15 protein-coding genes are annotated in these 20,489 nt (G+C 61.9%); 9 read left to right on the top strand and 6 right to left on the bottom strand.

Annotated features, from left to right (window positions below):
- The first annotated feature begins 17 nt into the window (after positions 1-17).
- Entirely contained in the window at positions 18-5,669 is a 5,652-nt protein-coding gene (locus LDB29_RS19010; protein WP_257555381.1) for a hypothetical protein, read from the top strand.
- Positions 5,670-6,333: 664 nt separating this feature from the next.
- Here the strand turns inward: LDB29_RS19010 and LDB29_RS19005 are convergent.
- The gene (locus tag LDB29_RS19005; protein ID WP_257555380.1) at positions 6,334-8,133 is read right to left on the bottom strand and encodes a site-specific integrase; all 1,800 of its coding nucleotides are present in this window, start codon (positions 8,131-8,133) and stop codon (positions 6,334-6,336) included.
- Between the two features lie 270 nt (positions 8,134-8,403).
- On the opposite strand from LDB29_RS19005, the gene LDB29_RS19000 reads away from it, so the two are divergent.
- Positions 8,404-9,636 carry a site-specific integrase gene (locus tag LDB29_RS19000; RefSeq protein ID WP_103001235.1) on the top strand — a complete coding sequence of 411 codons (1,233 nt, stop codon included), beginning with the start codon at positions 8,404-8,406 and terminating at the stop codon, positions 9,634-9,636.
- Here the strand turns inward: LDB29_RS19000 and LDB29_RS18995 are convergent.
- Together LDB29_RS18995 and LDB29_RS18990 are read right to left on the bottom strand one after the other, a co-directional pair.
- Positions 9,614-9,805: a helix-turn-helix domain-containing protein gene (locus LDB29_RS18995; RefSeq protein ID WP_103001236.1), complete on the bottom strand. Its 192-nt coding sequence runs from the start codon at positions 9,803-9,805 to the stop codon at positions 9,614-9,616. The two genes, LDB29_RS19000 and LDB29_RS18995, sit on opposite strands and share 23 nt — an antisense overlap.
- Positions 9,802-10,017: an AlpA family transcriptional regulator gene (locus LDB29_RS18990; protein WP_066560297.1), complete on the bottom strand. Its 216-nt coding sequence runs from the start codon at positions 10,015-10,017 to the stop codon at positions 9,802-9,804. The genes LDB29_RS18995 and LDB29_RS18990 overlap by 4 nt, the downstream gene beginning before the upstream one ends.
- Before the next feature lie 452 nt (positions 10,018-10,469).
- Between LDB29_RS18990 and LDB29_RS18985 the strand changes: the two genes are divergently transcribed.
- Entirely contained in the window at positions 10,470-10,892 is a 423-nt protein-coding gene (locus LDB29_RS18985) for a type II toxin-antitoxin system RelE/ParE family toxin (RefSeq protein WP_306812576.1), read from the top strand.
- Entirely contained in the window at positions 10,870-11,202 is a 333-nt protein-coding gene (locus tag LDB29_RS18980; RefSeq protein WP_172451895.1) for a DNA-binding transcriptional regulator, read from the top strand. The genes LDB29_RS18985 and LDB29_RS18980 overlap by 23 nt, the downstream gene beginning before the upstream one ends.
- Before the next feature lie 338 nt (positions 11,203-11,540).
- On the opposite strand, the gene LDB29_RS18975 is transcribed toward LDB29_RS18980, so the two are convergent.
- Positions 11,541-12,743, bottom strand: coding sequence for an IS91 family transposase (locus LDB29_RS18975; protein WP_257555375.1), 1,203 nt, complete (start codon positions 12,741-12,743; stop codon positions 11,541-11,543).
- Between the two features lie 4 nt (positions 12,744-12,747).
- Positions 12,748-13,668: a site-specific integrase gene (locus LDB29_RS18970; RefSeq protein ID WP_257555373.1), complete on the bottom strand. Its 921-nt coding sequence runs from the start codon at positions 13,666-13,668 to the stop codon at positions 12,748-12,750.
- Between the two features lie 292 nt (positions 13,669-13,960).
- On the opposite strand from LDB29_RS18970, the gene LDB29_RS18965 reads away from it, so the two are divergent.
- The 5 genes from LDB29_RS18965 to LDB29_RS18945 all read left to right on the top strand — a co-directional run bounded on the left by LDB29_RS18965 (position 13,961) and on the right by LDB29_RS18945 (position 19,014).
- The gene (locus LDB29_RS18965; protein ID WP_103001239.1) at positions 13,961-15,043 is read left to right on the top strand and encodes a DUF262 domain-containing protein; all 1,083 of its coding nucleotides are present in this window, start codon (positions 13,961-13,963) and stop codon (positions 15,041-15,043) included.
- Complete coding sequence (locus tag LDB29_RS18960) at positions 15,027-15,644, top strand: MAE_28990/MAE_18760 family HEPN-like nuclease (protein ID WP_257555372.1); 618 nt, start codon at positions 15,027-15,029, stop codon at positions 15,642-15,644. The genes LDB29_RS18965 and LDB29_RS18960 overlap by 17 nt, the downstream gene beginning before the upstream one ends.
- A gap of 141 nt (positions 15,645-15,785) precedes the next feature.
- Positions 15,786-17,282, top strand: coding sequence for an IS21 family transposase (istA, locus tag LDB29_RS18955; RefSeq protein ID WP_082430708.1), 1,497 nt, complete (start codon positions 15,786-15,788; stop codon positions 17,280-17,282).
- A complete protein-coding gene (gene istB, locus LDB29_RS18950) occupies positions 17,279-18,046 on the top strand; it encodes an IS21-like element helper ATPase IstB (RefSeq protein ID WP_054944222.1) in 768 nt (255 codons plus the stop codon). Before istA ends, istB begins: the two co-directional genes overlap by 4 nt.
- 17 nt (positions 18,047-18,063) lie before the next feature.
- Positions 18,064-19,014 carry a sensor histidine kinase gene (locus LDB29_RS18945; protein WP_257555370.1) on the top strand — a complete coding sequence of 317 codons (951 nt, stop codon included), beginning with the start codon at positions 18,064-18,066 and terminating at the stop codon, positions 19,012-19,014.
- A 36-nt stretch (positions 19,015-19,050) separates the two neighbouring features.
- Here the strand turns inward: LDB29_RS18945 and LDB29_RS18940 are convergent, their stop codons facing one another.
- Positions 19,051-20,484 (bottom strand): catalase, encoded by a 1,434-nt coding sequence (locus tag LDB29_RS18940; RefSeq protein ID WP_222886170.1) that lies wholly within the window; start codon positions 20,482-20,484, stop codon positions 19,051-19,053.
- Positions 20,485-20,489: the final 5 nt, after the last annotated feature.

Genomic DNA, 20,489 nt, shown 5'->3' with positions numbered 1-20,489 from the left:
ATTTGCAGAGAGCGCTATTGCTCTCTACAGCCTTGTCAGCGGGCTTCTCCGCGACGGCGCACGCCGGTGATGTCACCGTATCGACCGCGCAGACGGCAGCCGATGCCCAGACGGCCATCAACACTGCGATCGCAGCTCCCGATTCTGATCTGAACCTCACCGTCGCTTCGACGGGCTCGATCACCGGCAACAGCTCCATCGGCCTCACCCCCAGCACGGGCCAGGGCGACGGTGCGATCTCCTTCGTGAACAATGGCGCGCTTGGCGCGGTCGACACCGGCGCGGTGACGGACACCGTTGGCGCGACCTTCTACGGCGTGGGCAATGCGGCTGCGGCAAACACCTTCAGCGCCACCAATGGCGGCCTGGTTTCCGGTGGCCTGAACGCATTCGGCTTCGGCGGCAATGTCGGCATCACCAATTCGGGCACCGTATATAACGGCGTAGCTGCCTCGAGCTATGGCGACGTGTCGGTGGCAAGCACGGCGGCCGGCCTGGTCCGTTCGGGCGACGTGTCCGCGGACAGCATCACCACAGCGACCTCGGCCACGGTCGGCGGCATCACCACGACGGATTATGCCAGCGGCACGGCTACGGTCGACCAGCAGGGCGACGTTGCCAACCAGACCGACACGGCGCGCGGCGATGTGACGGCAGAGGCGCTGAACGGCGCATCCGTGACCGTCGGCGGCAAGGCTGACGACGCGGCGGCCTATGCTGGCGGCACCGTGCAGACGGTATCGGGCACCAGCTCGGCCACAGCTGGCACCGTAGTCACAACCACCTCGCGTTCGGACAACATTCTCGGCGGTGGCGCGGCTTCCGTTGCGATCACGCAGACGGGTGATGTGAACTCGGCCTATGCGTCGAGCGTAGGCGGAGCCTCGGTTTCGGTCGACGGTTCGGTCGATGGCAGCGCGCAGGCCTATGCGGACGGCTATTCGAGCACGAACACCTCCGTTTCAGTCGACGATGGCGCAACGCCCGTCAGCGACAGCTACCACTATACCCAGACCGCCGCGGGCAAGACCGCATCGGTTACGGTCGGTCAGTCTGGCGAAGTCGCTGGCGATGCGATTGCCTCCGGCAATGGCGGTGCGACCGGCACCATCAACGGTGCAGTCGACGGCGATGTCGAACTGACGTCGCAAGCGACCAATTACGATTATCAGAGCAACAGCGATTATGCGGCCGGCACGAGCGGCTATAGCTATGATTATAGCGCTGCTGGCGGCTCCGCGACCGGCTCGGTCGGTGCAACCGGATCGATCGGCGGCGACCTGATCGCCAGCGCCGATGGCGGCGTGACGCTGTCGAACGCGGGCAAGATCGAGGGCGATGTCATCGCCAACTCGAACCGTTCGCTGCCGACCAGCTACAGCGAGACGAACAGCGCTACTTCGTCGAGCAGCCCGACGCTGGTCGAAAGCAGCAATCAGGAAGTCGACGAATATCACTACAAGCAGGCGGGCGGCGCGGCGAGCTTCGCCAATGCAGCGATCGGCCAGGTGCAGGGCGACGTGTCCATCAACGCTCTGGGCGATGTGACCGTCGACAACAAGGGCGCCGTGTTCGGCAGCACCGATGCGCGCAGCACCGGTTCGGACAGCGACTATAAATATACCTATAACGACAGCAGCTCGACCGCGATCGCCACGCCGCCGGCGCTGAACGTCACGACCACGACCAGCGAAAACATCTACGAATATGCCACCACGGCGACCGGCGGCAACGTCACCGGCACCTATGCGGGCAGCAACGGCACGCTGAACTTCGTTTCGGGCGACGGTTCGATCACGCAGGAAGCTGACAAGGCCAGCACGGCGACCGTCACCGGCACCGTCTATGGCAGTCTCGCATCCTCGGCTGGTTCTTCCGACTATCAGGAAACCGATCAGTATAAAAATGTGACGGTTCTCGACACCGCCAGTGACGGGACGCGGACCACCACCAGCAGCAACGACGAAACCACCACGACCAATGCCGGCGGCGACAGCACCGTCACCGTCAGCGGCAAGCTGGTAGAAGGCAGCGTCGGCGGCACGCCATCGCTCTATTCCAGCGCGACCGGCAACAGCGCCGTCACCATTTCCGGCAGCGTTGCCGGCGATGTGGAGTCCAACGCCTCGACAACCGACTACCACTATCAGAGCAGCTATGCTTCTTCTGAAACGATCACTGGCGGCGTCTATCGCACGGACAGCATCGTCCAGAGCAGCTCGAACGAGCAGAAGGCTGTTGGCGGTTCGGCCAGCGTCGACCTGACCGGTTCGGGCAAGGCTGCCGTCAACGCCGGTGACGTTGAGGCCTATGGCCGCACCGGCGCTTCGGTCACGGTCGCCAAGGACGCCAGCGTCGGCGGCACCAACAATTTCGCCAGCGTCTATGCGAGCGCCAGCGGCACCGACTATCTGTCGAATTCGGAAAGCACGTTCACGCGCGATCCGGCGACGCAGACCGGCACCACCACTTCGACCAGCGGCTACAGCTATACCGTCAACGACGGCGTGGGCGATGCCACCGTCGCCATTGCCGGAACCGTCAGCGGCGACGCCGAAGCTTCGTCGAGCCGCGGCAATGCCACCACCACCGTTACCGGCACCGTCGGCGACGATGCGCGGGCCTATGCCTCCGGCAACAACTATGCCACGAGCACGACGACCGACTATGCCGGTGAGATTGCAGACAGCAGCACCAGCCCGGCTATCGTCAAGCAGGTCTATACCGAAAGCTCGACGCAGGTCGGCGGCACCGCGTCGGTGGTCGTCAACACCGATGCGGCACTCAAGAACCTTGGCGCTCTTGGCGTTGCGGACGATGTCGATGCGGAAGGCGTGACGGGGGCTTCGGTCACCATCGCGGCCGGTTCCAAGGTCGGCGGCGATCTGTCGGCGGAATCGAACTACACCAACTACAGCTACACCCAGACCCGCCTCTACAATGACAGCGGCGTCCAGACCGACGAAACGACCGTCGGCAGTTCCACTCTGGCGGGCGGCGACGCCTCGATCAGCGTGGGCGCCAAGAGCGAAATCGGCGGCGAAGCCTATGCTAGCGGCGACAAGTCGGCATCGGTCAGCAACGCCGGCGCGATCGAGGGCAGCGTTTACGCCCTGTCGCTCAACTCCGTCGGCAGCGGCAGCCTGACCGGGACCAACCTCGACAATGCAGCGCTGCGTCAGGATGTTTCGACCCAGACGCTGACTGGCGTCGGCGGCACGGCTTCGGTCACCAACGCATCGGGCGCGACCATCGGCGGCGACGTCACCATCGCGGCCGGCACCGGCACCGTCACCAACAGCGGCGGCATCGCAGGCAATATCTATGCCGGTGATGAGGTGATTAACTACACGACGACTCAGACCGACACCGTCACCGATACGGTCCAGACCGTGACGCCGGCGGCGGCCCTGACGGCGCAGAACTACACCATCAACCAGAACAACTTCCTGGGTGGTGGCGTCTATGTGGGCGGCGCGACGGTCAGCGATCCGTTCGACCGGGCGGACGAGCCTGATGTCCAGACCAGCAACGTCTCGGCAACCGTCAACCTCAACAACGGCTCGATCACGCTGGGCAGCATCGTTGCGCAGCAGGACGAAGACGGCAACCGCCTGACCAACACCACGCTCAACCTCAACGGTTCGGGCTATCTGGGTGCGGACAAGCTGAACCTGAAGACCCCGGCCTCGGCCGTTTACTCGCCCGAAGCGGTGCTGTCGAAGGAAGCGCAGGATCTGGGCTTCGGCACCGGTTCGACCGGTTCGGTGCGTATCCTGGGCGTCGAAACTGTGAACAAGGCCGATGCGGGCACCTTCGTGCTCGACCTCGCGCCCTATATCGCTCCGGATGCTCCGGGTCTCCAGCCGGGTTGGAGCGCGGATGTCGGCGCGATTAACGTCAAGGCGGGTGAAATCCAGCTCACCGGCCCGGCCTATGATCCGACCGATGCGGATGGCGATTTCATCGGCATCAAGGGCAACATCAATGTCGACGGCGGCACGTTGGTCGTCGGTCGCCGCACCCTGATCGGTGCGGACACGATCGGCAACAGCCTGACCACCGAGGGCACGGAGACGATCACGGGCGTCAAGGTCGCACTGACCGGCGACTATACCCAGACCGCCACCGGCACCACGGTCGTCGGCGTCAGCCCGTCGCTGGTCCGCGCCGGTGCGGTTTCGGTGGGCACCAGCAATGGTGGCACCGAAGTGCTCGGCCCGATCCAGGCCGGTGCAAATGTGCCCTACTTCACCACCGCGGCCAACGGCTCCTCGGTCCAGTCCAGTCCGTCGCGCATCGACGTGACCGGCAAGTTGAACCTGGCCGGCAAGCTGGTGGTCGACGTGACGCGGGATGCGATCTACTCGAATGGCGACGGCTACACGCTGTTCTCCTACACCGATGCGGCCAGCGCAGTCAGCGCCACCGTGTCGCAGTCGATCAGCTCGCCCTTCGTCAGCTTCGAACTGAAGAACGACACGGCTGCCAAGACCGTCAGCATCGCGGCCAAGCGCACCAGCTACGCCTCGGCGGCAACCAACCCCAATGCCGCTTCGGCTGCGGGCGCCCTCGACGCGCTGATCCCGGTCATCACCACGAAGATCGCGCAGGACGCCAATGGCGGCGCGGTGTTCACCTCGGTGAACGAAATGGGTCTGGTGCAGGATGCGGCGAACATCATCTCGGGTCTCGACTGGCGTCTGACGCTGGCCGGCGCGCAGCAGGTGTTCAACGAACTGTCCTCGGCCGAAATCTACGGCTCGCTGGCAGCGATCGAACAGAACTCGGCCCTGACCGAGAGCTTCGAGAGCGCAGCGGTCGTGGGTGCCACCGGCAAGTCCGGTTTCGGCTTCTGGATCAACCCGGTCGGTCGTTTCGCCCGTTATGGCGGCACCTCCTCGGGCGCGTCTAAGATCCGCGACAACAGCTATGGCGGAGCCTTCGGCTTCAACCTGGGCTACTCGGATGAAGGCACGCTGGGCATCGGTTTCGCCTATGCCGAGCATGACATCGCCGCTCGCGGTACGCCGGAATCGGCCAAGGCACGGACCTACTCGCTGGGTCTGGACTGGAAGCACAGCTTCGGTCCGCTCCACGCCGGTGCACAGTTCGTCTATGGCTTCTCCGACTTCGACGTGACGCGTGAGCTGACCCTGCTTGACCGCACGATGAACGCGTCCTTCAAGGGCCGCGAGTGGAACGCCAATGCCGAACTCGGCTATGACGTGACCGAAGGCAGCAACGCCTCCGTCATGCCCTATGCCAAGGTGGCGCTGCGTCACTGGTCGCTGGGTGGCTTCACCGAGGAAGGCGGCGCCGGTATCGGCGTCAGCTCGGGCCGCGACTCCAAGACGGTGTTCGTGCCTGAAGTCGGTGTCCGTCTCGCCACCACGTTGGCGGCGACGGAAGCGATGGCCATCCGTCCGTTCGGTAAGCTCAGCTACACCTTCCAGGGTGACATCGGCTCCAGCCGTGCCTTCACCTATGCTGCGGGTGGCACGCCCTTCATCCTGAAGGGGGTCGATCCCAAGGGCTACGGGTCGCTCGACGCGGGCATCAATGCGCTCTTCCATGATCGCATCGGACTGTTCGTTCAGGGTGGTGTGAACTTCGGCGGGTCGCAAAAGGGTGCCGAAGCCCGCGGAGGGATCAACGTCCGCTTCTGACACTTAAGCCCTGTCAGAACAGACGTCCAACTTGGGGAAGGGTCGGTAGACTCTTCCCCCTTTTTGTCTCTAATCAGAAAAGGTACAGGTCGGCGCATCGCGCGTAAGCTGCCAAAGGCGGACTGTCGTGAGATCAAGGCACTGGCTACGTTAGCCAAAACGAGGTCCGAAATAATGGCACCTGCTGAACACCGGGAAAAACCCGGATGGAGAAAACGAGTGTCGTCGCTCATGATCCGAAGCGCGACCCAAGGAAGCCTTGAAGGTTTCCTGACCTTGACCCGGCCAGTTTCTGGTCGGGTCATTTGTCTGCGGCATTTGCGATTATCGGGAGCTTCCATCTAAACCGGAGGGTCATGGCGGTGTCCGTGAATACTCAACTTAGTCGTGAGCGATGCTGTGCAAACGGCAGCTATTCCATATACCGGCCCCGAACCTGACATTTGCCTATCGGCCAATCCCGGGCACCCAAGATCGAAAAGCGGCCCTTCCGCACCTGGCAATCAAAAATTGGGTGCTGAACGGCCGGGACGGGTCGAGACTTACCGGTATCCGAACGCGATAAAGCCGTTTCACTTTGAGACTGGACCGCGCCCAACACGGTCGCGCCTACGCCGCCATTTTTATCATGCTGTTGGGCAGTCTGCTTAAGGATTGACGCTCATCACGTTGCCCGTTTCTTCATAAGTTCTACCCAATCTATGCGCCCCGCCGCTTCGATGATAGGTTGCCATGCGACAGCCTCGAACGTCATGCGATCAAGGTTCCGCTTGAGCGACGCTATGCCGACCCCCTGACCATAGTTTCCGCCAACGCTCGTCGGCGAGTGACCGCAAAGCTGATCCAGGATGCGTTCCTGGATTTCAGCCTCGCGCCCCTGATCCTTGAACGTATGGCGGAACGAATGGAAGACGATGCGCTTGTCAGTGGACAGGACCTTGTCGATATGGCGATTGGCACGCCGACTGGCTTCCTTGGTCACCTTATCGAAGCTGTTGGCCTTGAGGTCGGGAAACAGGCGATGCTGCCCGCAATTCCGGAGCGTTTCCACATAGCGCAAAAAACCTGCTTCCAGCAGGCGGTCATGGAGGGGAATGATGCGGCGGGAGCCATCGGTCTTGACCGACTTCTCGGATCGCTCCTTCTCCAGATCGCCTTCGTCTACATAGTCGGTGATATCGATGTAGTGAATGCCAGCCTCCGTCCTGACGTCAGACAGGTGAGCCTGGCCGATCTCCTCGATGCGCGCGCCGGACGTCAGGCCAAGCAGGAACAGCCAAAAGAGGGTAAGGTCGCTGATTGCCGTTCGGCGGGAAACGAGGTTCTCGGGGTGGAGAAAGAGGTCGCTGGCGAACAGCGCTTGCAGTTCGTCCTGACGGAAGGTTCGCCGCGACGTCTTCGCCTTTCCCGCGCCATCGACCGTGACTCTGGCGCCGACATTTCCATCGATCCACCGCTCCCTCTCGGCGAAGCTGAGCAAGGTCTGGATAGCGCCGATCCGCTTCTTCACCGTCGTAGGACTGACCTTGCGCCCGACGATGTCCCGATATTTCGCCACCCGTTCCGGAAACGGCATCGCCTGGTCGGCGCGCGGCATGCCGAGGGGCAGGTCTGCGCCCGCATCCCGATAGTCCAGCAGCATGTCCTTGGTGAACTGGGAGACGGGGATGTCGCCGAGAAAGGCGATGAGATCCTGAACAGACTTACGGACTTCGTGGACCGACTGAGGTCGGGGGCTGCGTTTTGCGGCCCAGCGCGCGACCAATTCCTCAAAGCGCAGATCAGGCCGAAGCCGCGAATGACTTGCGTGTCGGATTGGCCCCTCGACTTCCGCACGGAAGCGGGCATTGTCGTCCCGAACCCGAGCATTCCACGCGTCCATCAAGGCATTTTCGTTTGCCGGGATCCGCTTGATCGGCGGATCGGCTGCCCCAAACAGTGGGATCAGCACCTCGTCACAGACTTTGATCCAGACCGACCTCGGCTTTTCGCGGATGAAGTCCAGCCACTGGTCTCCAGCGAGCAGCTTGCCCTGGCCGCGATGCGGTTCCTGTGACAGGTCCGACCGAGGGCGTGGCACATAGCGCTCAGCCTCGAAGCCATGGAGGCGCACACAGTTCTCCTCGATCCACCAGGTCAGCTCGAGCGACGTGTGGGGATAGAAGAGGTTTTCCGGCCTGGTCGTCGCGAGAAACCGCGTTACGATCGCCGATGCCCGTTCTGGGGAGATTTCGTCGGCCACGGCCTGAGCCGTAACTCTCTCGGCTGCCTCGTCCATCAATCGCTGGCACACGGCATTGGCGAGCACGAACAGCCGGGCTGCTTCGGCCGGCTCGCGCGTCCCCAAGGAGACCTTGTAGAATTGCTTGCCGCCCATTTCGGGCCGCAGGCGCTCCGGTATCTGCCGGTAGACGTAGAAGATGCCCGATCGGGGGTGTTTCCAGGGAGTGGCCATCTGCACCATATAAGTCTCGCTATACCCATTCGCTATACCAGCGGACGGTGGAGACGGCAGAAAGCCCTGATTTTCGCGCCTTGGCCGCGAAATGGTGACCCCTACGAGTGTAGAACTTTTGTCTCGGGCGATGCCGGGACGTTCCTAACTACACTGTAAAATCAACGATTTGTCTTGTATGGTGTTCGCGGTCGGTCGTCTTGATTTGCCTGAATTTGGCGCAAAATGTGGGAGCGATTGTGGGACCAATTCCTGCCCGGAAGTGTGGGAACGCCTGCGATGCCCAAAGCGGGAACCGAACCGATGGCACTGACGGCATTGAAGGTAAAGAACGCGAAGCCTGGTCGGCATGTCGATGGCCGGGGACTGTGCCTGCTGGTGAAGGATAGCGGTGCGCGGACATGGGTGCTGCGGATGCAGAAGGATGGACGCCGACGCGACTATGGGTTGGGATCGGCGCTGGACGTGTCACTGGCCGAGGCGCGGGAAGCGGCAGCAGCATTACGGCGGAAGGTCCGTGAGGGAACCGATCCGGTCGCCGAGCGACGCAGGGCGCGCAAGGTGGTGCCGAGCTTCGAGACGGCGGCCCGCGATTGTTACGAGGCGTTGAAGGAAGGCTGGAAGAACAAGCGGCACGCCAACTGGATTTCCAGTTTCGAGAACCATGTGTTCCCGGCGATCGGCACGAAGCCGGTCAACGAGGTGGACAATGCGTGCGTGGTCGAGGTGCTGTCGCCGATCTGGCTGACCATCCCTGATAGCGCGCGGCGCATCCTGCAACGCATAGGCGCGGTGCTGGACTTCGCCCATATCAAGGGCTGGCTTCCGGGTGAGGTATCGTTGCGCTCGGTGCGCAAGGGGCTTCCCCGTCAGGTGGACAAGGGCGGACATCTGGAAGCCATGCCCTATGTGGATGTGCCTGCGCTCATGCGGAAGCTGGCGGCAGCTTCGCCCACGACCGGGCGCGACGCGCTGCGCTTCACCATCTATAATGCCGTGCGGTCGAACGAGACGCGCTTTGCCGTGTGGTCGGAGTTCGATCTGGACAAGGCCATCTGGACCATTCCGGGTGAGCGGATGAAGGCAGGGGAGACCCATGTCGTGCCGCTGTCCGCGCCCGCCGTGGCGCTGCTCCGCAAGCGGTGGAAGGAGCGCACCAGCGATACCGGCCTTGTGTTCAGCAATGACGGCGAAAAGCCGATCAGCGACATGACCATGACCAAGCTCTTACGCGATGACGGCATCAAGAGTGTGACCGTCCACGGCTTCCGTTCGGCCTTCACCGACTGGTCGTCGGAGCGGACCCGCTTCCCCAAGGAGGTTGCCGACAAGGCGCTGGCGCACAAGCTGCCCAACAAGGTGGAAGCCGCCTATCGCCGCACCGACTTCTTCGACAAGCGGCGCAGCCTCATGGCGCGCTGGGCGGAGTTTCTGGACAAGCTGCCGGTGAAGGGTAGTTCGGACGCCGACCCCACGGCGTCCGAGCCGGTCAGGCTTCGCGTTGCCGCCTGATGAGATCGTGCAGGCTGGCGGTGGTGACGCGGGTGGCCTTGCCGAGCTTCACCGTCTCGATCTCACCCGCCGCGATCAGCGCATAGAGCTTGGTGCGGCCGACCCCGATCATGCGCGCCGCATCATTGACGCGCACGCAGATCGGATCGGGCGGTAGAGGCACGGTCATTGTACCTGGCTCCCGGCGTGGTCGTCGCGATAGCCGACAGGATCGGCCACCCAGCGATTGACGGCGGATTCGTGCCAGCCCGCGCCGTGGACGCTGATCTTTACCTGGCGGGGGAAGGTGCCTTCGCCCATCTTGCGATAGAGCGTGGTGCGCGAAAGCCCGGTGCGGGCGAGAACGGTCTTCAGGCGGATGATACGATCGGGGTTGTTCATGGGGCAATCTCTTCAAATCAAGGTGTTGCACGCGCCCCTGTGGACCAGCATCGGGCAGCATGGCGCACTGGGCAAGAGCCGTTACGGGGCCAAATCAGGCCATTCGGGATTGGACGGGTGGGCGCTGGCGACGACTGGCGTTCAGGGGCGTCCAAGGGCGGTCCACGACGTAGCTCTGCCGCAGGGCGTGACCATCGCAGAATTTTTTCCCACTATGTCCCAAACAGCATGCCGGTCAGTGCTTTATGCCGATGGGTACGGCATTGCGCATTGGTCAGGTCGAATCATTCATGGCAATTCTCCAAATCATCGGAGGTCTGCCCGCCAGTGATCAGGCTGCGCCGGATCGTCTTGCGTCGCAAGGGGTGGGGCACTGTAGTGCCGATCGGGGCATTTCAGTGCCGGTTGCGCCAATATCGGCCCTGCAAGTGCGTTGAACTCTAACGCTATGTATTATATATGGCATCGGAAGCAGGAGGGCCACCATCCCACGTATATTCAAGAATGGCTGGTTCGAGCGCTTCGCGCGCAAGGAGCGCATTGCCGATTCGGGGCTTCGGGACGCTGTGCAGCGCGCCGAAAGCGGATTGGTGGATGCCGATCTCGGCGGCGGCGTCATCAAACAGCGCGTGGCGCGTACCGGTCAGGGCAGGTCGGGCGGCTATCGCACGCTGATCCTGCTCCGGCACGGTGATCGGGCGATATTCGCTTTCGGCTTCGCCAAGAGTGCGCAGGCGAATATATCGAAGGCGGACCTCGCCTTGCTGCGCAATGCGGCAACCGAAGCGCTGGAATGGAACGACGAGGAACTGGACCGGCTGGTGGCATCTGGAACGCTGGTGGAGATAGACGATGGGAACGACGGTGAAGGGTAAGGGCTATCGCAGCGAGATCGCGGGCGCGGTCCACGAGATGATGAGCGACGCGCACGACGCGGGCGTTATGTCGCGCGCGACACTTCGCACCTTTGATGAGGCGTGTCTTGCCCCGGCCCCATCGCTGGCAGGCGATGAAATCCGCGCCATCCGTGAGCGCGAGCATGTCTCGCAGCCGGTGTTCGCCGCCTATCTCAACGTCTCGCGCAATCTCGTGTCGGATTGGGAACGCGGCGTGAAGCGCCCCGGCGGTCCCGCCTTGCGGCTCTTGTCCATCATCCAGCGCAAGGGGTTGCAGGCGGTGGCCTAACTACCCCTGTCGTGTTTCACCTGTTTTCGCACACTGCCGGGATGACCGCCTTGGTGAAGGGTTTCGGGCGCTTGCGTACGAAAGCCTCCCATGCAGGAACCCGCGGACCCGGTAGGCTGGGCTATGGGGATTTGCGCTTTCGTATGGTGTGGCGGGGTGAAGTGCGCGCTTTGAGGGAGGCACGACAGCAGCACAGCGGTCGGTGTCTGGATGCGCTGGAGATGTGTTTGGCGGGCTGTCGACGTTGATCCCAGGAGCGGACGCGGGCGCGGCGCGTGCCGGGGGCAAGCCGGCCCTTTGACCGCCGCACGTTATGCGGGGCCAAGGTTACAGGCGGATCATGCCGGGTCATGCGATGCGCTCCCGGATTGGCGGGTTGGCCTGGGCGGTGCGCGGGGCTGGCTCCAGCGTGGGAAGGTTTCGATCACGATCATGCGCCCGCCGCAGCACGGGCATGGCGCACAGGTGTCGGGCTCGGCTTCGGGCTCTGGCGCTTCCGTCTCCGGGGTGACCGCAAGCAGGCGGCGGGCGAGCGCGAGATTGTCGTGGCGTGCGGCGCTGGCGAGCAGGCCGTAATGGCGGATGCGGTGGAAGCCACGCGGCAGGACGTGGAGCAGGAAGCGGCGAATGAACTCGTTGGCGGTCAACGTCATGACCCGCTGGCGTTCGGGCCCGTCGCGGCGATAGTCCTTATAACGCAAGGTCACGCCGTTCTCGTTGAAGGCGATCAGGCGCCGGTTCGAGATGGCGACGCGATGGGTATAGCGCGAGAGGTAGGCGAGCACGGCTTCCGGGCCGGCAAAGGGCGGCTTGGCATAGACCACCCAGCGCTTCTTGCGCGCCGGGGCAAGGTGGTGCTGGAAGGCCCGCCGCTCTGTCAGATCGGTCAGGGAGCCGAAGAAGGCGAGCTTGCCGGCATCGTGCAGCGCGTTCAGCCAGGTGAGGAACAGCCGCCGGAACAGCGCTCCCAGCACGCGCACGGGCAGGAGGAAGGCCGGACGCGAGGATATCCAGCGACTTGCATCGGGCGCGATACCGCCGCCCGGCACGATCATGTGGACATGCGGATGGTGGGTCATTGCCGACCCCCAGGTATGCAGCACGGCGGTGATCCCGATCCGGGCGCCCAGATGGCGGGGATCGGCGGCGATGGTCAGCATCGTCTGCGCGGCCGCCTTGAACAACAGGTCGTAGACCAGCGCCTTGTTCTGCCACGCGATGTCGGCAACCTCGGCGGGTAGCGTGAAGACGACGTGGAAGTAGCCGACGGGAAGCAGGTCGGCCTCCCGTTCGGCCAGCCAGGTGCGCGCGGCGGCGCCCTGGCATTTTGGGCAATGCCGGTTGCGACAGCTGTTATAGGCGACCCGCCAGTGCCCGCAGTCCTCGCAGGCCTCGACGTGCCCGCCCAGGGCTGCGGTGCGGCAGGTCTCGATCGCGGACATCACCTTGAGCTGGGTAAGGCTCAGGTGTCCGGCATGGGCCGCCCGGTAGGCTGGCCCTGCAGAACGGAAGATGTCCGCGACCTCGAGGTCGGCGCGCACCGGTTCAACCGGCGTCGGCTGACCCTGTGGGTGCCTTGCCTTCCATCAGCGCCATCAACTGGTCGAGCGGGCTCGAGACGGCGTGGATCGTGCGGGTCGACACCTTGGTGTAGAGCGCGGTGGTCTCCAGCTTGCTGTGGCCCAGCAGGACCTGGATCACGCGGATATCGACATCCTGCTCGAGCAGGTGCGTGGCGAAGGAATGGCGCAGGGTGTGCGGGCTGACGCGCTTGCGGATGCCCGCCACCTCGGCCGCCTCCTGAACCGCGCGGTGCAGTTGCCGGGTCGAGATGGGGTCGGTGATGTTCTGGCCGGGGAACAGCCAGCCATGCGCAATCAGGACCCCGCGCTTCCGGCCATCGCGCCACCACATCCGCAGTAGTTCGAGCAATTGGGGCGAGAGCATCGCATTGCGATCCTTGCCTCCCTTGCCCTGTTCGACCCGGATCAGCATGCGCGTGCTGTCGATATCGTCGACCTTGAGGTGGGCGACCTCGGATACGCGCAGGCCCGCGCCATAGGCCACGCCCAGCGCCGCCTTGTACTTCATGCCGGGCGCGGACTGCAGCAGCCGCGCTGCCTCCTCGACGCTCAGCACTTCGGGCAGCCGGGGCACGATGCGGGTGACGACCAGAGCCCGCGCAAGATCGCGTCGCCTGAGCGTGACGTTATACAGGAAGCGCAAGGCCGACACGGTGCCGTTGATGGTGCTCGGCCTGACCCCGCTCTCATGCTGCATGAGCTGAAAGCGGCGAAGGTCCTCTTCCGTTGCCGTATCGGGAGGGCGCCCCAGGAAGGCTGCAAGGCGCTTCACATGGCGCACGTAATCCTGCTGGGTGTGGGAACCGAGGCCTCGCATCATCATGTCGTGCTGCATCCGCTGGCGCAGCGGGCTGATCGGGGCGGTATTGATCGAGACAGTCATGGCAAGTTCCTCTCCGTTGAAGGAACTGCCAGCCTCGCCCCGCTAAAGGCCTACATATAACACGCTACGCCGCCCCGCGCGCCCCTCCCGCGAAGCGGGTTCGTGCAGGGGCCGATTTCAGACTGTCAGCCGTGGATTGAATAATTCGTGAACCTGCAACTGGCCGCCGTTAATTTAGGCAGCAAAGATGGCCGCTCGTTGATGCACCTTCGCAAGCTGAGATCGGAAGCGTGGTATTGCTCAAGCTTCCGCGGGCCTGTAGCGTCGTTGCAAATCGAAGAGGGTATCAAAATTGACTAACAGCACTCCAGGCAGCCTCGATCGCGAGATTCGCACGACGGCGGTGGATTTTTCCTTCGGCGAACTTCTCAACTTACATAGAGATGAAGAGATTGTTATTCGTCCAGAATATCAGAGGCTTTTTCGATGGTCTAATGAGCAAAGATCTAGGCTAATAGAATCTATAGTAATGGGACTTCCAATCCCTCCCATATTTCTCATCGAGAACGATGATGGAATTTTGGAGCTAATTGACGGCCTTCAAAGGACTAGCTCTGTACTTCAATTTTTAGACCATTCTGCCATTAGTCAACCAGAACTTGTTCTGCAAGGTTGTGATTTTATTCACGATCTAAATGGAAAGACGTTGAATACTATCGATACCGTTACAAAATTAAAAATAAAGCGCACGCCTATCCGTGCGACGATAATTAACAAATCCGGCGATGCCTTCGTTAAATATGAGCTATTCAAACGTCTTAATACTGGCGGTTCGCTTCTTTCCGCTCAAGAGATCCGAAATTGCTCATCTAGGATGATCGACGGAGGCGCTGATTTTTATGAGCTTCTGCAAGGACTCGCGCAGCATCAGGGATTCGCATCAGCGATTTCACGCCTTCCGAGCAGCATGGTAGAACAGAGAGCGAATGAGGAACTAGTACTTCGATTTTTTGCTCTGGTTAACTCGCGAGATACGTTCAAAGGTAACATCGAAGAATGGTTGGACGGCTACATGGAGAGCGTCCTATTCGGGCTTGTGCATTTTGATCGCGATGGAATGGCAGCACTTTTTGAAAAGACCTTCGACGCCATTCTCGAAAAGTTGGGCGATCAAGCATTCACTCGTTTCAATACACATGGCGAAGCCACGGGGCGTCTAGCGCCAGCATATTACGAGGCTGTCTGTGCCGCGTTCGTAGAGCGCTACGACGACCTAGTTGACGTTCCCGGAGGTGACCTTTTGGCACGCTTGATAGCCGCATTTTCCAGCGAGAGATTCAAAAGCGCTACAGGGCCGGGCGCTAACACCATACCAAAGCTCCATGAAAGGATTCAGGTTGTGCGGGAGTATCTCTGTAATGAAGTCTCCGCTTGACTTGATTACTGATGACTTAAGTTGGCGTGAAGCAGAACTAGGTTCTTTAAAATTGCTGCTTGCACGAAAAGATGTCAGCGATCATCAGAAAGTAGTTTTGCTTAGGGTTTCTTGGGCTTTATTGTACGCGCATTATGAGGGGTTCTCAAAAGCGGCCCTTACAGTTTTTTATGATTACGCCAAGGCGGCAGTCGCAAATTGCGGCTTACTCCCCGTTAGAACTCGTATTTTTGCCTTGGGTAAAAAAATAAAGAAATTAAAAGGCCTCTCCGCCGAACCGCTACTGTTAGAAATGGAAAACTTTAATACATCGTTTTACACTCCAGCGCCCGACTTTCCTGAAGTCGACACTAAATCAAATCTATGGCCTAATGTCCTCGAAGACCTTCTTAAGGATGCAGACATAGAGCTAATATCATTGGAAGAAAATCGCGTAAAAATTAAAACATTAGTCCAGAGGCGAAACAATATAGCGCATGGAAAGAGGGATATAGTTACGGAAATATCTTATTATCGAGGGTTTGAGAATGCCGTTTACGACGTGATGTACGAAATGGCTCTAAAAATCGACGAACGATTGAATGCTGCTCCATACGTTTAGCAGCATTGCAATCCACCCTAATTGAGAACGGCGGTGCAAAATTAGACCACGGTGGCGGCGGCGAAGTGCTGCTGCGGGCGGCGTAAAAGTCGTCCACTTTGCCTTCTTTGCGCGAGCAGGGAGGGCGTGGAGATATATACCGTGGATCTTTACCTGAAGGTGCGTCTTGCTTGCGCGGGCGGCATGAGCCAGCGTGAGGCGGCGAAGCATTTCAACGTATCGCGCGACACGGTCCGCAAGATGCTGTCGTATTCGGAGCCCCCCGGTTACCGCCGGACGGCGGCGGTGCGGCGGCCCAAGCTGGAAGCGTTCGTTCCGATCATCGATGCATGGCTTGATGGTGACCGTCAGGTTCCGCGCAAGCAGCGTCATACGGCGAAGCGGGTATTTGACCGCCTTCGCGAAGAGCACGGTTTCACCGGCGGCTACACGATCATCAAGGATTACATCCGACAGCGCGAGCAGCGCAGCCGGGAGATGTTCGTGCCGCTGGCGCATGCGCCCGGCCATGCCCAGGCAGATTTTGGTGAGGCCATGGTCGAGATCGGCGGTGTTGTGCAGAAGGCGCATTTCTTCGTGCTCGATCTACCGCACAGCGACGCCTGCTACGTGCGCGCCTATCCCGCTGCCGTTGCCGAGGCATGGATGGACGGCCACGTGCACGCCTTCGCGTTTTTCGGCGCGGTGCCGCTGTCGATCGTCTACGATAACGACCGCTGCCTGGTCTCGAAGATCCTGCCCGACGGCACGAGGCAGCGCGCCCGGCTGTTCAGCGGCTTCCTGTCGCATTACCTGATCCGCGATCGTTACGGCCGTCCCGGCAGGGGGAACGACAAAGGCAGTGTTGAAGGGCTGGTCGGTTATGCTCGCCGCAACTTCATGGTGCCGATCCCCCGGTTCGCGACGTGGGAGGCGTTCAACCTGTGGCTCGAGGAGCAATGCCGCAAGCGTCAGAACGACCGGCTGCGGGGCGAGAGCGAGACGATCGGCGAGAGGCTGAAGCGCGATCTGGCGGCGATGCAGGAACTGCCGGCTGCCCCGTTCGAGGCTTGTGACCAGACCAGCGGCCAGGTCTCGTCGCAGGCGCTGGTGCGTTACCGGACCAATGATTACTCGGTGCCGGTGCGCTTCGGCCATCAGGAGGTATGGATCCGGGGCTATGTCGGCGAGGTGGTGATCGGCTGCCGGGGCGAGGTCATTGCCCGTCATGTGCGCAGCTACGAGCGCGAGGACGTGATCTTCGATCCCATCCATTACCTTCCCCTGATCGAACAGAAGATCAATGCGCTCGATCAGGCAGCGCCCCTGCAAGGCTGGCACCTGCCCGAAGCGTTTGCAACGCTGCGCCGCCTCATGGAAGCTCGTATGGGCAAGCATGGTCGGCGCGAGTATGTGCAGGTGCTGCGTCTGCTGGAGAGCTTCACGCTTGCCGATCTGCATGCGGCCGTAAAGCAGGCTCTCGATATCGGGGCGATCGGCTTTGATGCCGTGAAGCATCTCCTGCTGTGCCGGGTGGAGCGCCGACCACCCCGATTGGACATGGCGATCTATCCCTATCTGCCCAGAGCCAGGGTGGAGACGACATCGGCGCGCTCCTACATGCAGTTGCTCTCGGGCGATGCGAAGGATGCGGCATGAGCAGTCCGTCCCCCGAGCTGTTACTGGCCAGCCACCTCAAGACGCTCAAGCTACCAACCTTCCTGCGCGAGCATGACAAGCTGGCCCGGCGATGCGCGGCCGAGGGCGCAGATCACGTCCGCTACCTTGCCCGGCTTGTCGAACTGGAGCTGATCGACCGGGAACGCCGGATGGTCGAGCGCCGGATCAAGGCTGCGAAGTTCCCGGCCGCCAAGAGCCTCGACAGCTTCGACTTTGCCGCGATCCCCAAGCTCAACAAGATGCAGGTGCTGGAACTGGCACGCTGCGACTGGATCAACCGCCGCGAGAACGTCATAGCCCTTGGTCCCTCGGGAACCGGCAAGACCCATGTGGCGATCGGCCTCGGCCTTGCCGCCTGCCAGAAGGGCCTGACGGTCGGCTTCACCACCGCGTCCGCGCTGGTCAGCGCGATGATGGAGGCACGCGACGAACGCCGCCTTCTGCGCCTCCACAAGCAAATGGCCGGATACAAGCTCCTCATCATCGATGAACTGGGGTTCGTGCCGCTCTCGAAAACCGGCGCGGAACTGCTGTTCGAGCTGATCTCGCAGCGTTACGAGCGCGGCTCGACGCTGATCACCAGCAACTTGCCGTTCGACGAGTGGACCGAAACGTTCGGCTCCGAGCGCCTGACAGGCGCGCTCCTCGACCGGCTTACCCACCACGTCTCCATACTCGAGATGAACGGAGAGAGCTATCGTCTGGCCCAAAGCCAGGCGCGCAAGGCACGCTCCAACCCCTGACAGAAAAGACCATCCGTGTGTTGGCGACCCCCACTCGGGCTACGCCCTCGCGGCGCTCGCCAGCACACGGATCACCCGGCCTGATTTTGCGCCGCCCAATGGCCGACTTTTACTCCGCCGTTGACATCGAGACCCGTATCGCCGCGATGCGCAATGAAGATGGGGCCATTGTGCAGTGGAATGGCGTCTGCCTTGATATCGAAGATCAGATCCGCGCCCAGGAAGAGCTGCGCACGGCGCAGGACAAACTCGCACGGGCCGGCAAGGCGGCAAGCCTTGCCGAGCTTTCGGCGTCGGTCGCGCATGAGGTCAACCAGCCTCTCGCGGCGATCATGACCAATGCGCAGGCCTGCCACCGCTGGCTGGCGGCGGACCCTCCCAATGTCGATCGGGCACGGGCGATCGTCGATCGGATCGCACGCAGCGCGCAGTCTGCCGCCGACATCGTCAGCCATATTCGCGCGCTCTTCAGCCGGAACGCGGGGCCGCGAACGTCATTGGGCCTCGATGTGCTCATCGGCGAAGTGTGCGAGCTGCTCGCCGATGAACTGACGCGATACGAGGTTGCGCTCCATACACGAGTGGCAGCGAACGTCCCCCACGTCGCGATCGACCCCGTCCAGATTCAGCAGGTTCTGGTCAACCTCCTGCGCAATGCGATGGAAGCGATGGTCGATGTCGATCCTGACCGGCGAACGTTACGCATTCACCTCTCGGCGGTCGCTGAAGGCGTGCAAGTCGAGGTGACCGATACCGGATCCGGCCTGCCTTCTCCCGAGACTGTCTTCGAGGCCTTTTTCACGACCAAGGCGGATGGCATGGGCATGGGCCTTGCGATCTGCCGCTCGATTATCGAAGCGCATGGCGGCAGGCTCTGGGCCGAAAATGGCGATGCCGTCGGCGCGCGCTTCATATTCACCCTGCCTGTCATCACCGCCGAGAGGGGCGAAGGCGCAGCGGACCGCTGACTCAATGTCGGTCCGCCATCATGGCCCTTCGCGCGGTCAGCGCAGGCCGAGCGCCCTGGCGACACCATCCCCATAAGCAGGGTCCGCGCGATTGCAGTTCGCCACGTGCCGTTCCTGCACCGCCCGCGTGGCTCCGCCGATCTGCCGGGCGGTGTTTGCGAACAGCGCCTCGCGCTCGGTTGCGTTCATCTTGCGGAACAGGTTGCCGGGCTGCTCCCAGTGATCCTCGTCGTCGCGATGATCCCAATGGGCGGCATCGCCTTCGATCCGCATCGTCGGTTCGGCCAGATGAGGCTGGTCCTCCCACGCCCCATGGCTGTTCGGATAATAGCTGGGCGTCGCGCCGAGATTGCCGTCCGCGCGCATCGCGCCGTCACGATGGTAGCTTGCGAACGGGCATTGCGGGGCGTTGATCGGGAGATGCAGGTGATTGACCCCGAGTCGATAACGCTGTGCGTCTCCATAGGAGAACAGGCGTGCCTGCAACATGCGGTCGGGCGATACGCCGAGTCCCGGAACAAGATTAGCCGGTGAAAAGGCGACCTGCTCAACCTCGGCGAAATAATTCTCCGGATTGCGGTTGAGCTCGAGCGTGCCGACAGGAATGAGCGGATATTCGCTTTTCGGCCAGACCTTGGTGACGTCGAACGGATTGTGGCGATGGGTCCCGGCCTGCGCCTCGGTCATGACCTGGATCGCAAGCGTCCAGCGTGGGAAGTCACCGCGGTCGATCGCCTCGAGGAGATCCCGGCCATGGCTTTCCCGGTCGCTGCCGATCAGCGTGGCCGCTTCGCCGTCGCTCAGATTTGCGATGCCCTGCTCGCAACGGAAGTGGAACTTGACCCAATGGCGTTCGCCGGCGGCATTGATCATCGCATAAGTATGGCTGCCGAACCCGTGCATGTGCCGGTAGCTTCTGGGGATGCCGCGCTCGGACATCAGGATCGTCACCTGATGCAGGGCCTCGGGAAGCAGCGTCCAGAAATCCCAATTGTTCTCGGCGCTCCTCAAACCCGTCCTCGGATCGCGCTTCACCGCATGGTTGAGATCCGGGAACCGCAAGGGGTCGCGAAAGAAGAAGACCGGCGTGTTGTTGCCGACAAGGTCCCAGTTGCCCTCCTCAGTATAGAATTTGACCGCGAAGCCACGAATGTCGCGTTCGGCATCGGCCGCGCCGCGCTCGCCCGCCACCGTCGAGAACCGGACGAACACCGGCGTCTGCTTGCCAGGCCGGGCAAACAATCTCGCCTTGCTGAAGCGGGATATGTCCTGCGTGACCGTGAACGTGCCATGTGCGCCCGATCCCTTGGCGTGCATCCGCCGTTCGGGAATGACCTCGCGATCGAAATGAGCGAGCTTTTCGATGAGCCAGACATCCTGGAGCAGCGCAGGCCCGCGTCGCCCGGCGGTGAGGATGTTGAGATTGTCGGTCACCGGTGCGCCATTTGCATGGTGAAGTGGGATACTCATTGCGA

The organism is Sphingobium sp. CFD-2 (assembly GCF_024611135.1).
Lineage (GTDB): Bacteria > Pseudomonadota > Alphaproteobacteria > Sphingomonadales > Sphingomonadaceae > Sphingobium > Sphingobium fuliginis.
This window is presented reverse-complemented; position numbering and strand designations above follow the sequence as displayed.

Coding starts and splice junctions, on each gene's coding strand:
- LDB29_RS18960 (WP_257555372.1), top strand. CDS start 15,027: ATGAAGTCTCCGCTTGACTTGATTACTGATGACTTAAGTTGGCGTGAA.
- LDB29_RS18990 (WP_066560297.1), bottom strand. CDS start 10,017: ATGAACAACCCCGATCGTATCATCCGCCTGAAGACCGTTCTCGCCCGC.
- istB (WP_054944222.1), top strand. CDS start 17,279: ATGAGCAGTCCGTCCCCCGAGCTGTTACTGGCCAGCCACCTCAAGACG.
- LDB29_RS18970 (WP_257555373.1), bottom strand. CDS start 13,668: ATGACTGTCTCGATCAATACCGCCCCGATCAGCCCGCTGCGCCAGCGG.
- LDB29_RS19005 (WP_257555380.1), bottom strand. CDS start 8,133: ATGGTGCAGATGGCCACTCCCTGGAAACACCCCCGATCGGGCATCTTC.
- LDB29_RS19000 (WP_103001235.1), top strand. CDS start 8,404: ATGCCCAAAGCGGGAACCGAACCGATGGCACTGACGGCATTGAAGGTA.
- LDB29_RS18995 (WP_103001236.1), bottom strand. CDS start 9,805: ATGACCGTGCCTCTACCGCCCGATCCGATCTGCGTGCGCGTCAATGAT.
- LDB29_RS18980 (WP_172451895.1), top strand. CDS start 10,870: ATGGGAACGACGGTGAAGGGTAAGGGCTATCGCAGCGAGATCGCGGGC.
- LDB29_RS18940 (WP_222886170.1), bottom strand. CDS start 20,484: ATGAGTATCCCACTTCACCATGCAAATGGCGCACCGGTGACCGACAAT.